Raw genomic sequence first — 12594 nt, 5'->3', positions numbered from 1 at the left:
GGTCTCGAAGAAGAACAAGGCCCGGCCCCCGCTTCCGCCCGGCTACGGGCAGCAGTACCCGCCCCAGCAGCAGTGGCAGCAGGGGCCGCCCCCCCGGCCAGCCGTACCCGCAGCAGGCGCCGCCGCCGGGACAGCAGTGGCCCCAGCAGCCGCCCGCACCGGGCAATCACCCCTGAAACGTCTGCGGCCTGCGACGAGTGGTTGTTTACTAAGGCAACCGACCTCGCGGAAGCCCAGGTCGGCACGTGATCCGAGCTGGCACTGTATGGCGGAACCCCGCTGAGCCGTACTGCGTCAGATGGGGGACTAGGGGAGGCAGGAGCACATGTCTGGCTTTCAGGCGAACGCTGGCGAAATGATGTCGTCCGCGACGACCATCCAGGGCATCGCGACCGAGATCGAGAACTACAAGGCGAAGATCACCGCGAGTGCCGTGAGCGAGAAGGACTTCGGTCGCGCGCACACCGCAGGCGGCGCCAAGTACAAAGCCGGCCTTCCGAAGATCGCCGAGGCGATCGGTGCCTACTCCGCCGCGATGAAGGGTCTCTCGGACAAGCTCCGCGAGTCCGCGAACGGCTACGAGTGGACCGACGAGGCCAACGCCGCCAACGTGAACAAGCAGGGAAGGTAGTCGCGGATGCCCAGCTGGGAAGAAGTCAAGAAGCTCTGCGACAACCCCGAAGTCCCGATCGACCAGAAGAAGGCGCTGCTCGAGGCGTACTACGCCACCGAGGCCAGGGACAACCCGTTCGGCACGTTCAACGACGAGCTCGAGACCTATCTGGACGACTACGACGTCTCCTGGGGAGACGGTCAGTGGCAGGCGTTCAAGGACTCGATGCCCTGGTCGGACAGCTCGGACGACCGCCTGGACAAGGCCTACGACGAGGCCAAGAAGTCGGGCGAGGCCGGCCAGAAGAAGATCGACGACTACAACAACTCGAAGAAGTCCGGTCAGGACGTCCTCGACCAGTCCGCACAGCGCGCTGCCGACGGCGGCGCCGGTGTCGCCAACTCGAACCAGCTGCTCGACGCGGGCATGCCCGGCCTGAAGTACTTCGAGAACTTCCTCCCGGTCTACGCGGAGGCGAAGTCGGTCATCGGCGTCGGTTCGGACGTCAACACCGACTACAACAACGTCAAGACGCTCTACGAAGAGCAGCGCGACATCGACTTCCACAAGATCGACGAGGACATCGTCGAGATGCGGCAGGTCTCCACCGACCTGCGCACGCAGCAGTCCGACTCCGAGAAGTCGATGTCGAAGCTGTGGTCCTCGTGGGACGGCAAGGCCGCGGACAACTCGCGCGCGTTCGTCGGCGACTTCTCGAAGAAGGCCGCCGCCGTCGCCGACGGTGTGAACCACATCGCCGACGCGACGCGCATGGCGTGCCACACGGTGTCGCAGCTGGTCAACGACAAGGCGAACACGGTCCTCAACGGCGTGGGCAGCCCGTTCGACATCGCAGGCAAGACGCCGCCGCAGATCCGCGAGGTCGTGCAGGCGGCGGACAGCGAGGACGAGGGCCTGCTCAAGCGTGCCGCCGGGCACGTCGGCATCAAGGTCGACGACGGCGCGTGCGACGACGACGTGTGGAAGGGCGAGGTCCGCAAGGGCTGCCGCGAGTGGCTGCAGACCACGTTCCACAACGACGTCAGCACCAAGTACAAGAACTTCGTCGAGCTCTGCAAGAACACCAAGAAGTCCGTCGACGACGCGTGGAACGCGCTCGGCGCCGAGCTCGACAAGGTCAACACCAAGCCGTTCGAGCCCGCCCAGCAGGAGAAGCCCGCCGACAAGCCGGGGGACAGCACCGGGGGCGGCGGCAAGAACAACGGCGGCGGTGGCGGCGGCACTCCGCCCGGTGGTGGCGGCGGTGGCGGCGGCGGGACCCCGCCCGGTGGCGGCGGTGGCGGTGGCGGCATGCCGGAGATCGGCAAGCCCGAGACCGGCCTCGACAAGGACGGCGACGGCAAGCCGGACGTGCCCGGTGACACCGACGGCGACGGCAAGCCCGACGACCTCGACGGCGACGGCAAGCCGGACAACCAGCAGCCGAAGCCGGAGGAGAACCTCGAGTCCGTCACGGTCAAGGCCGGCGACAACACGATCAAGGTCACGGAGCCCGACTCGAACGGGCACGTGAAGATGACCATCGACACGCCGAAGGGCGAGCCGAAGACCTACGACCTCGACTTCAGCAAGAACCCCGAGGCCGCCAAGGCGCTGATGGGCCAGAACGGCACGCAGGCCATCACGGCCATGGCGAACCAGCTCACCGGCACGACGGCCACGGGCGGCCCGGCGACCGGTGCCGCACCCGCCGCGGGCATGGCCGGCGAGCGCGTCGTCGCCGGTGGACCGCTGGGCTCGGAGTCGAACCCGATCCCGGTCGAGGTCGGCGCCGACGGCAAGATCCACATCGAGCAGGACGGCGTCAGCTTCACCGCCGAGGTCAACGCCCAGACCGGTGAGATCAGCCTGACCGCGGACAACGGCGACGGCACGCCCGACCAGATCGGCGTGGCCTTCGGCGAGGACGAGAACCCCGCGGCCCACGGCGGCGGTGGCGGTAACGGTGGTGGCGGCGGCGCCACGGGCACGGCCTGGTCCGGCGACGTCGGCCAGCCGCTGAACCTGCGCGACAGCGACTTCCCGCAGGCGGTCGGGCGCGAGTTCGAGACGGCCCAGGCGGGCTTCCAGACCATGCCGGCGCAGGGCGAGTTCCAGGCGATGCCCGCGCAGGCGGACTTCCAGACGATGCCGGCCCAGGCCGCGGAGCAGGTCTGGAGCCCGCCCGGCCAGGACAGCGCGCCGAACGTCGCCGAGCGCTTCCAGGACTCGATGGCCCGCAGGTTCATCGAGGACAACGGCATCATGCCGAGCCTCGGCGAGCCCAGGATCTCCGCGGAGGGCCCGCTGCACGCGGCCTCGTCGGACAGCACGATGACGTCCGGCGTCTCGTTCACCGGCGGCGGTTCCTCCGGCGAGTCGGTGCTCGGGTCGTCCCAGGCAGACAGCGCCTGGAGCACGCCGTCGCAGAGCGACAACGGCGGCTCGTTCGACACCAACGCCTCCGAGGCCGGTCAGGCGGGGTCGGCGAACCTGCCGTCGCTGCAGGACGCCCACGGCCAGCCCACGTCCGGTGCCGCGTCCGGCGGCATGATGGGCGGCGGGATGATGGGGGGCGGCATGATGGGCGGTGGCGCCGGCGGTGGTCAGCAGGGCGGCGACTCCGAGCGCGGCGCGAGCCAGTGGCGCACCACCGGATCGCTGTTCGACGAGGACAACAACCCGCTGAGCGGCGCCCACGGCGTGCTGAGCGGGGACGACGGGAACCGGGGAGGTAGCTGGTGAGCGATCTCGACCTCGCCGCGTTCAAGGCGAAGCTCTCCGGCATCGAGTCGGAGCACTCCGCGCGCATGTCGGACGCGCGGCAGAAGTTCGACGAGTCCACCAAGGCGACGCAGGAGAGCCACGACAAGTTCGCGGACCGCAAGCAGCGGCTCACCGCGCGGCTCCGCGAGATGGCCCGCAACCAGCGCGGCGAGGGCCAGCAGAAGAACAAGGAGCTCTCGTTCGGGCTGGAGGACGAGACCGCGGCTCCGCACGACGACCTCGCCGAGGAGCTCGCGCAGATCGAGAAGGAACGGCAGCAGCGCGAGATGCGCGCCGCGTCCGAGGCCTTCATGCGCGGAACGAACCCGGCACCGCAGGCACCGGTGCGGCAGCCGCCGGTCGTGCAGCAGCCGCCACAGCCGCCTCCACCGCCGCCGGTCCGCCAGCCTCCGCCGCCGCGGCGCCCGCGCCCGCCGGTCGACGATGACGACGACCTGAGCAACCAGAGCTGGCTGTCCTGAGATGTGCCTGCTCTGAAGACGGGGAACGCCCCCGGACCACGCGGTCCGGGGGCGTTCTCATGCCTGTCAGCGCGGCGGGCCGTAGCCGTGCGGCGGCGGTCCCTGGGGCGGGCCGTAACCGGGCGGCGGCTGCTGCGGTGGGAACTGCTGCTGCGGGTGGCCGGACTGCGGCACGGCGGGACGCAGTGCGCCGGTCACCGGTGGCAGGATGGCGAGCACCCCGACGACGAGCGTGAGCGCGGCCGCGATGTACGGCTCGCTCGGCGTGCTCCAGTCGAGCTGCATGTAGTAGACGATCCGGCACGCCACGGCGAGCACCGCCAGGACGACGGATCCGGCGACGATGAACGAGCCGGGCTTCTTGCGCAGCACGATCAGCAGCGCGCCCACGACCAGCGCCACCGCGGCGAGCAGGTCCAGGACGTTGCCGGCGACGCTCAGCGGCACCAGCAGGTCGCCGTTGCCGCCCGTCTTCGCCAGCCGGGCCGCGGTGCCCTCGGGGTCGACGTCGTGCAGCCGCTTGCCGAGCAGCCCCTTCAGCCCCAGGACCACCCAGAACACGGCGACCCCGGCCGCGCCCACCGCGACGACGACGGCCATGGCGAAGCTGCCACCTCTCGGTGGCTGCGGCGGCGGACCCCACTGCTGCTGCGGCTGGTTCTGGTGCCAGCCCTGGTTCTGCGCTCCCGGCATCACGCCGAGCAACCTAGCGGGTGCTCAGCGCTTCCCGCTGGAAGACGAGGTTCGCGGCCTTCAGGTCGCCGTCGAGCAGCTCGTCGTACGTCTTGTCGCCGGTCAGCACGCGCAGCAGGAACGCCGTCACGAACGCGCGGCCGAGCTTGTGCGACCCGCGCTCGGAGCTGCCGTCCAGCATGAGCTCGCTCCAGTGCCTGCCCTCGGTGAACCCGAGGTGCGAAGCCTTGGGCAGCAACCGGAACTGCACGGGCCCGCCCCACGCCTGGGCGATCGCCTCGGAGTGGCCGACGGGCGGTGCGATGCGGTCCTCGCCCGCGGCCAGGTGCAGGCCGGGCACGCGGACCTCGCGGGCCGCGTCGAGCGCGGACGGCCGCGTCTCCGTTGCGGCCAAAGTCACAACGGCCCTGACGCGGTCCGAAGTGGACGCGGCCAGCACCGCGGCGCCACCGCCCATCGAGTGCCCGGCCAGTGCGAGCCTGGCCGGGTCGACGCTGATCTCGCCCTCGCCGAGCCGCACGCCGGTGCAGACGTCCAGCGTGGTCATCAGGTTCGCGGCGAGGACCCGCGACGACAGCAGCGGGCCGCGCTCCACGGCGGGTGCGGCGGCGACCAGGCCCCACGAGGCAAGGTGCCGCAAAAGGCCGTGGTAGCGGCGTACGGGCTGCATCCAGCCGTGCCCGAACGCGACGGCCGGCAGGCCCAGCCCGGACTGCGGCGTGAAGATCACGCCCGGCAGGCCGACGAGCGCCAGGTCGCCGCGCAGCACGGGGTGCGGGCCGGGCCTGCTGAGCTGCTCGAGGGCCTGTTTCGCGGTCAGCGTGATCACGCGGCGAGCCATGGGTGAACCGTAGTCGATCGGGTCGTCCGCCCCACACCGGAGATTGGTCTACACCACTCGTGTCGCTGACCTGCGGTGATGCTCGTCGCTCACTCATTAGGGTTAGCGGCGTGGTCTAGCTAGTCTGTTTTGCGTGTGCGGAATCGTGGGTTACGTGGGTCACCAGTCGGCGCTCGACGTCGTGCTGGACGGGCTGAGGCGGCTCGAGTACCGGGGTTACGACTCGGCAGGCGTCGCGGTCGTGGCGGGCGGTGATCTCGCCGTCGAACGCAAGGCGGGTCGTCTGCAGAACCTGGAGACGAGGCTCGACGAGGTGGGTCGCGACAACTTCGCGGGCACCGTCGGCATGGGCCACACCCGGTGGGCGACGCACGGCGCGCCTGTCGACAGGAACTCGCACCCGCACCGCGACGCGTCCAACCGCGTCGCCGTGGTGCACAACGGCATCATCGAGAACTTCCTCGCGCTGCGCGGTGAGCTCGAGGGGCTCGGCGTCGAGATGGCGTCGGACACCGACACCGAGACGGTCGCGCACCTCGTCGCGTTCGCCTACGCCGAGGGCGACACGAAGGGCGACCTGCCCGCCAGCGTGCGCAAGGTCGCGCGCAGGCTCGAGGGCGCGTTCACGCTCGTGATCACGCACGCCGACGAGCCCGACCAGGTGGTCGCCGCGCGCCGCAACTCGCCGCTGGTCGTCGGGGTCGGCGAGAACGAGTACTTCGTCGCGAGCGACGTCGCCGCGTTCATCGCGCACACCAAGGAAGCCGTCGAGCTGGGCCAGGACCAGATGGTCGTGCTGACCCGCGACGGCTATGAGGTCCTGGACTTCGACGGCGTGCCCGCCGAGGCCAAGCCGTTCACGGTGAACTGGGACCTCAGCGCCGCTGAGAAGGGCGGCCACGAGTACTTCATGCTCAAGGAGATCGAGGAGCAGCCGGAGGCGCTGGCGAACACGCTGCGCGGCCACTTCGCGAACGGCAGGATCGTCCTCGACGAGCAGCGCCTCTCCGACCAGGACCTGCGCGACGTCGACAAGGTCTTCGTCGTCGCCTGCGGTTCCGCCTACCACTCCGGTCTCGTCGCGAAGTACGCGATCGAGCACTGGACCCGCCTGCCCGTCGAGGTCGAGCTGGCGTCGGAGTTCCGCTACCGCGACCCGGTGCTCGACCGCGACACGCTCGTCGTCGCCGTGTCGCAGTCCGGCGAGACCGCGGACACGCTGGAGGCCGTGCGCCACGCCCGTGCGCAGAAGGCCCGCGTCCTGGCCGTCTGCAACACCAACGGCGCGCAGATCCCGCGCGAGTCCGACGCCGTGCTCTACACGCACGCCGGCCCGGAGATCGGTGTCGCGTCGACGAAGGCGTTCCTCGCCCAGATCGCCGCGAACTACCTGGTGGGCCTGGCCCTCGCGCAGGCCCGCGGCACCAAGTACCCGGACGAGGTCGCCCGCGAGTTCCACGAGCTCGAGGCCATGCCCGACGCCGTGCGGCGCGTGCTCGGGACCATCGACCAGGTCAAGGCGCTGGGCCGGGAGCTCGCCGACTCGAAGGCGGTGCTGTTCCTCGGCCGCCACGTCGGCTACCCGGTGGCCCTCGAAGGGGCGTTGAAGCTCAAGGAGCTCGCGTACATGCACGCCGAGGGCTTCGCGGCCGGCGAGCTCAAGCACGGCCCGATCGCGCTGATCGAGGAGGGCCTGCCGGTCGTCGTCGTCATGCCGTCGCCGAAGGGCCGTGCCGTCCTGCACTCGAAGCTGGTGTCGAACATCAGCGAGATCCAGGCCCGCGGCGCTCGCACGATCGTGATCGCGGAGGAGGGCGACGAGACCGTGCGCCCGTTCGCCGACCACCTGATCGAGGTCCCGGCGGTTCCGACGCTGCTGCAGCCGCTGATCTCGACGATCCCGTTGCAGGTGCTCGCGGCCGAGATCGCGACCGCCCGCGGCTACGACGTCGACAAGCCTCGCAACTTGGCCAAGTCCGTTACCGTCGAGTGAGTGAGAGGCGTCTGGCACACCGAGCGCGTCAAGTCCGCTGAAGAGGAGCTCATGGCGGTCGTCCCGCCGGGCTCGTTGATGCGCAAGGCCGCGTTCGGTGTGGCCACCCACGCCCTGAGGCTCCTGCAGGGCCGCCGCCGCGTCACGTTGCTCGTGGGCGCGGGCAACAACGGCGGCGACGCCCTGTGGGCCGGGTACTTCCTGCGCCGCCGCGGGGTCGCGGTGGCCGCGGTGCTGCTCGCGTCGGAGAAGGCGCACGCCGAGGGACTCGCGGCGTTCCGTCGCGCCGGTGGACGGGTCGTGTCGTCGGTCGGCACCCCGGACCTGGTGATCGACGGGATCGTGGGCCTGTCGGCACGCGGGCCGCTGCGCCCGGACGCGGCGTCGTTGGTCGAGTCCGTCTCCGCTCCGATCCTGGCCGTGGACCTGCCGTCCGGCATCGACCCCGACACCGGCGAGATCTCCGGTCCGCACGTCCGCGCGCACACCACCGTCACGTTCGGCTGCCTCAAGCCCGTGCACGCGCTGGCGGACTGCGGCGAGGTGCACTTGGTCGACATCGGACTGCGGCCGAGAGATCCCGACTTCGTGCTGCTCGACCGGTCCGACATCGCCTGGCCCCTGCCGGGACCCACCGACGACAAGTACACCCAGGGCGTCACGGGCGTGGCCGCCGGCAGCTCCACCTACCCCGGCGCCGCGGTGCTCTCGACCGGCGCCGCCGTGCTCGCGACCTCGGGCATGGTCCGCTACGCCGGACCCGCGGCCGACGCGATCCGCGCCCGCTGGCCCGAGACCATCTGCACCGGTTCGATCACCGACGCGGGCCGCGTCCAGGCGTGGGTCGTCGGCCCCGGCACGGGCACCGGCAACTCGTCGGCCGAGGTGCTGCGGTTCGTGCTGGACGCGAACGTCCCGGTGGTCGCCGACGCCGACGCCATCACGCTGCTGGCACAGAATCCGCGGCTGTGGGACGCCCGCGACCCCGACTCGGCCCTGGTGCTGACCCCGCACGACCGCGAGTTCGAACGCCTGGCCGGTCCGGTCGGCGCCGACCGGGTCGCGGCGGCGCGCAAGGCGGCCCAGCGCTTCGACGCCGTGGTGCTGCTCAAGGGCCACCGCACGGTCGTGGCCGCGCCGGACGGCCGGGCGCTGGTGAACTCGGCGACGTCGTCCTGGCCCGCGACCGCCGGGTCGGGTGACGTGCTGTCCGGGATCATCGGCGCGCTGCTCGCGAGCGGGCTGGACCCGTTCCTGGCCGCCGGGTACGCGGCGTACGCGCACGTGCTGGCATCCGAACTGGCGGCCGACGGGGCGCCCGTGCCCGCGTCCGGGTTGATGAGCGGGATCCCGGACGCGATCAGGAGCCTCACGGCCCGCTAGACCACCGAGAAGCCCGCGGCGACGTCGAAGCCGTGCACGACAAGCTCGAACGTCCTGGTGGGCAGCCAGCGGTCGAGCCGCATTCCCCGGCCGCGGTGGTGATCAGCGCGTCGGTGGAGGAGTGGGCGACGACGGCCTGGAGGACGGCGGGGTCGACCCTCCAGTCGCCGAGGCCGCAGCGGTGCGCGCTTCGCGTTCGGTGAAACCCGGACGGATGCGAGTTGCGCCATAGTCCCTGTTCGCGGCTGCTGTGGAACGATGAACAGGTTATGGCTCGCTCAGAAGTTGTCGTCGACCTCGGCGCGCTGCGGCACAACGTCGCGCTGCTCGCCGGCCTGGCCCCTGCCTCCGACACGATGGCCGTCGTCAAGGCGGACGGCTACGGCCACGGCGCCGTGGAGGTGGCGCGCGCCGCCCTCGAGGCCGGCGCGACCTGGCTCGGTTCCTGTTCCACGCAGGAGGCGCTGACGCTGCGGCAGGCGCGCATCCAGGCACCCATCCTGGCCTGGCTCGACGCTCCGGACGAGGACCTCGCCGCCGGCATCGCCGCGGACGTCGACATGTCCGTCTCGTCGCTCTCCGACCTGCGCAGGGTCGAGGAGGCGGCGCGGGAGGCCGACGCGCGGCCGCGGCTGCACCTCAAGATCGACACCGGGCTGAGCCGCAACGGGTGCCAGCCGCACGACTGGCCCGAGCTGGTCGAGGCGGCGAGCAAGCACGAGGTCGTCGCCATCTGGTCGCACCTCGCGTCCGCCGACGTGATCGGCGACCCGTCCATCGACCTGCAGGCCAAGCGGTTCGACGACGCCTACGAGGTCGCGAGGGCCCACGGCCTCGACCCGAAGCGGCACATCGCCAACTCCGCGGCCCTGCTGACCAGGCCCGACCTGCACTTCGACCTCGTGCGGCCCGGCATCGCGATCTACGGCCTCAACCCCGTGCCGACCGACCACGACCTGCGGCCCGTCATGAGCTTCCGGTCGCGCGTGGCGCTCACCAAACGTATCCCCGCGGGTGAGTCCGTCTCCTACGGGATGACATGGACCGCGCAGCAGGACACGACGCTGGCACTGGTGCCGGCGGGCTATGCGGACGGTGTCCCGAGGGCGCTCTCCGGCCGGATGGAGGTGCTGCTGGAGGGCAGGCGCCGTCCGGTGGTCGGCCGTGTGTGCATGGACCAGGTCGTCGTGGACTGCGGGGACGACCAGGTCGCGGAGGGTGCGGAGGTCGTCCTGTTCGGCGACGGGAGCCGGGGGGAGCCGACGGCGACGGAGTGGGCGGAGCTGACCGGGACGATCGACTACGAGATCGTCTGCGGGATGTACCGGCCGCGGGTGCGGAGGATCTACACGTGAAGCCGGTGTGGAAGGTCGTCGGGTGGGTCGGCGGCGCGGTCGGTGCCGTCGTGGCCGGTGCGGCCGTGGCCCAGACCGCGAAGGTCTCGCACGAGCGCAAGACCGCTACCGACAGCCTCGCCGAGGAGCCTCTCGGCCAGCTGCGGCCCGACCGCGAGTCGACGGTCGCCGCGGAGGACGGCGTGCCCATCTCCGTCGAGGAGGTCGACCCCGCCGACGGTGGCGAGCCGGACATCACCGTCGTGCTGGTGCACGGGTTCGCGCTGGACCGCCGCTGCTGGCACTTCCAGCGCCGCGACCTCGCCGAGCTGATCGACCCGCGCGTCCACCAGGTGCTCTACGACCAGCGCAGCCACGGGCGGTCGGGGCGGTCGTCGGCCGAGAACAGCACGATCGACCAGCTCGCGCTCGACCTCGACTCGGTGATCCGCTCGATCGCGCCGGACGGCCCGCTCGTGCTCGTCGGCCACTCGATGGGCGGCATGACGATCATGGCGCTGGCCGAGAAGCAGCCGGAGCTCTTCGAGGAACGGGTGCGCGGCGTCGCGTTGATCGGCACGGCCGCCGGTGCCGTCGGTGGCGCGGGGCTGCCGAAGTCCGTGCTGTCGCGGTACAACCCCGTGACGCTGGGCGTCGGCCGGCTCGCGGGCGTGCAGCCCGGTCTCGTCGAGTGGGTCCGCAGGAGCGCGAAGAGCCTGACGTGGAGCGGGATCCGCCTGGGGGCGTTCGGCGACCGCAAGGTGGCGCCGTCCCTCGTGGACCTGATGGAGCAGATGATCAACGGGACGTCGGTGAAGGTGCTCACCGAGTTCCTGGAGACCCTCGGCACGCACGACCGCTACAAGGCGCTGGCCGGTCTGCGGCACTGCGAGGTGCTGATCCTCAGCGGCGACGCGGACAAGCTCACGCCGTTCTCGCACGCCGAGCGGATGGCCGAGGAGATGCCCCACGCCACCCTCGTGAGGGCCCCCGGTGCCGGGCACATGGTGATGATGGAGCAGGCTGACCTCGTCAACGACCACCTGGTCGCGCTCGTCGAACGCTGCGCGACCGATCGCGGAGGAAGTCGGAAGAAGTGGTGGCGCCGAGCGTGAAGACCGTCGAACTGCCCCTGGTGGAGGACACCGAGGAGTTCGGCCGCAAGCTGGGTGAAGTCGTGCGGGCGGGCGACCTGCTGCTGCTCGCGGGACCGTTGGGCGCGGGCAAGACGGCGTTCGTGCGCGGTCTCGCGCGCGGCCTGGGCGTGCAGGGCCGGGTGTCCTCGCCGACGTTCGTCGTCGCGCGCGTCCACGAGCCCGCCGAGGACGGCAGGGGCGTGCGGCTGGTGCACGTCGACGCCTACCGGCTCGGCGGCCACCTGGACGAGCTGGACGACCTCGACCTGGACACCGACCTGGTCGACGCCGTCGTCGCGGTCGAGTGGGGCGAGGGCGTCGCCGAGCGCCTCAACGAGGATCATCTCCTGATCCGCCTCGAACGCGGAGCCGACGACGTTCGCACGGCTCAGCTGATCCCGCACGGCGAATGGGCCGCTCGTACCCTGCCGGTGTGAAGTTCCAGCCCATGAGGTGAATGTCCATAAAGGACAAACCGCCGCCGCCCGATGCACGACTCATGATCAAGAAGACGCTCTTCGCGACCGCCGTCATCGGTGCTGCCCTGCTCGCCGCGGCGGCCCCCGCCTCCGCCGGTGAGCACGACCGCGATGGTGGCATCAGCGTCGCCGACAACCTCTGCGCGGCGCCGTGGCAGTGGAACGGCCCGCTCTCGCTGCTGCACGAGGACCACGCCCCCGGCTACGCCGCGTGCAACGACAACCACACCGACGGCGGTTCGGACATCAGCGTCCTGAACAACGCCTGCGTCGCGCCGTGGCAGTGGAACGGCCCGCTGGAGATCTTCACGGTCGACCACAACCCGTCTTACGTGGCGTGCAACGGTAATAGCTGATCTTGGCTGTGTTTTCTGTCCCGCTGTGTTTTTCTGTCCCGCCTTCGGCGGGACGGCGAGTTCGCTTCTAGCCGGTCGTCCGGCCGACTCGCTCACGCCGAAATGGGCTTCGCCGATTTCGGCGTGAGCGGGTGACCGGACGACCGGCGCGAACTCGCATGAGCGCTAGCTCGCCGCTGGCGTGCGCTCGCACCGGGCGATTGCTCGTCGCTGGCGTGCGCTCGTGCCGGGCGATTGCTCGTGTTGGGGGTGTGCTCGTGGTGAGTGGGGCCTCGTGCTGGGCGATTGCTCGTGGCGGGCGTGTGCTCGCTGTGAGTGGAGGCTTGTAGCGGGCGTGCGCTTGCAGTGGGGGCGTGGGCATCTGTGGAGTGCGGGCCCTGTCGGGGGCGCGGGCTCGCGTTCCTCTTGAACGTCGCGGGGGGGGGCGAACAAACCCTCCTTCCCTCCCCCCCGCCTTTCCTCCCAGCCAGTGGTTTCGGTGCTTCCCCCCCCCGAACCCCCCCGACCCCCCCCTTGAA

The 12594-nt window shown here is 71.0% G+C and carries 11 protein-coding genes; 9 read left to right on the top strand and 2 right to left on the bottom strand.

Going from position 1 to position 12594, the window contains the following annotated elements; translation table 11 throughout:
* Positions 1 to 325: 325 nt before the first annotated feature.
* From ACFWV3_RS08715 to ACFWV3_RS08705, 3 genes are read left to right on the top strand one after another with little or no spacing between them, the layout of a single operon-like run.
* Positions 326 to 631 (top strand): type VII secretion target, encoded by a 306-nt coding sequence (locus ACFWV3_RS08715; RefSeq protein ID WP_382409846.1) that lies wholly within the window; start codon positions 326 to 328, stop codon positions 629 to 631.
* A gap of 6 nt (positions 632 to 637) precedes the next feature.
* Complete coding sequence (locus ACFWV3_RS08710; RefSeq protein WP_382409844.1) at positions 638 to 3358, top strand: hypothetical protein; 2721 nt, start codon at positions 638 to 640, stop codon at positions 3356 to 3358.
* Complete coding sequence (locus ACFWV3_RS08705) at positions 3355 to 3861, top strand: hypothetical protein (RefSeq protein ID WP_382409842.1); 507 nt, start codon at positions 3355 to 3357, stop codon at positions 3859 to 3861. The genes ACFWV3_RS08710 and ACFWV3_RS08705 overlap by 4 nt, the downstream gene beginning before the upstream one ends.
* 66 nt (positions 3862 to 3927) lie before the next feature.
* On the opposite strand, the gene ACFWV3_RS08700 is transcribed toward ACFWV3_RS08705, so the two are convergent.
* Both ACFWV3_RS08700 and ACFWV3_RS08695 read right to left on the bottom strand, forming a co-directional pair.
* A complete protein-coding gene (locus tag ACFWV3_RS08700) occupies positions 3928 to 4557 on the bottom strand; it encodes a hypothetical protein (protein WP_382409840.1) in 630 nt (209 codons plus the stop codon).
* 10 nt (positions 4558 to 4567) lie between these two features.
* The gene (locus ACFWV3_RS08695) at positions 4568 to 5395 is read right to left on the bottom strand and encodes a dienelactone hydrolase family protein (RefSeq protein ID WP_382409838.1); all 828 of its coding nucleotides are present in this window, start codon (positions 5393 to 5395) and stop codon (positions 4568 to 4570) included.
* A 133-nt stretch (positions 5396 to 5528) separates the two neighbouring features.
* Here ACFWV3_RS08695 and glmS point away from each other — a divergent pair, with 133 nt between their 5' ends.
* The 6 genes from glmS (at position 5529) to ACFWV3_RS08665 (ending at position 12076) form a co-directional block, all read left to right on the top strand.
* Positions 5529 to 7388 (top strand): glutamine--fructose-6-phosphate transaminase (isomerizing), encoded by a 1860-nt coding sequence (gene glmS / locus ACFWV3_RS08690; protein WP_382409836.1) that lies wholly within the window; start codon positions 5529 to 5531, stop codon positions 7386 to 7388.
* Positions 7389 to 8771, top strand: a complete 1383-nt coding sequence (locus tag ACFWV3_RS08685; protein WP_382409834.1) for an NAD(P)H-hydrate dehydratase — start codon at positions 7389 to 7391, stop codon at positions 8769 to 8771.
* Positions 8772 to 9040: 269 nt separating this feature from the next.
* The gene (alr, locus tag ACFWV3_RS08680; RefSeq protein WP_382409832.1) at positions 9041 to 10126 is read left to right on the top strand and encodes an alanine racemase; all 1086 of its coding nucleotides are present in this window, start codon (positions 9041 to 9043) and stop codon (positions 10124 to 10126) included.
* Positions 10123 to 11220 (top strand): alpha/beta fold hydrolase, encoded by a 1098-nt coding sequence (locus ACFWV3_RS08675; RefSeq protein ID WP_382409830.1) that lies wholly within the window; start codon positions 10123 to 10125, stop codon positions 11218 to 11220. The genes alr and ACFWV3_RS08675 overlap by 4 nt, the downstream gene beginning before the upstream one ends.
* Complete coding sequence (gene tsaE / locus ACFWV3_RS08670; protein ID WP_382409828.1) at positions 11217 to 11678, top strand: tRNA (adenosine(37)-N6)-threonylcarbamoyltransferase complex ATPase subunit type 1 TsaE; 462 nt, start codon at positions 11217 to 11219, stop codon at positions 11676 to 11678. Before ACFWV3_RS08675 ends, tsaE begins: the two co-directional genes overlap by 4 nt.
* Before the next feature lie 62 nt (positions 11679 to 11740).
* On the top strand, positions 11741 to 12076 hold the full coding sequence (locus ACFWV3_RS08665) for a hypothetical protein (RefSeq protein WP_382409826.1): 336 nt from the start codon (positions 11741 to 11743) through the stop codon (positions 12074 to 12076).
* Positions 12077 to 12594 lie beyond the last annotated feature (518 nt).

The organism is Lentzea sp. NPDC059081, assembly GCF_042738015.1.
In the GTDB taxonomy this organism is placed as follows: Bacteria; Actinomycetota; Actinomycetes; order Mycobacteriales; family Pseudonocardiaceae; genus Lentzea.
This window is presented reverse-complemented; position numbering and strand designations above follow the sequence as displayed.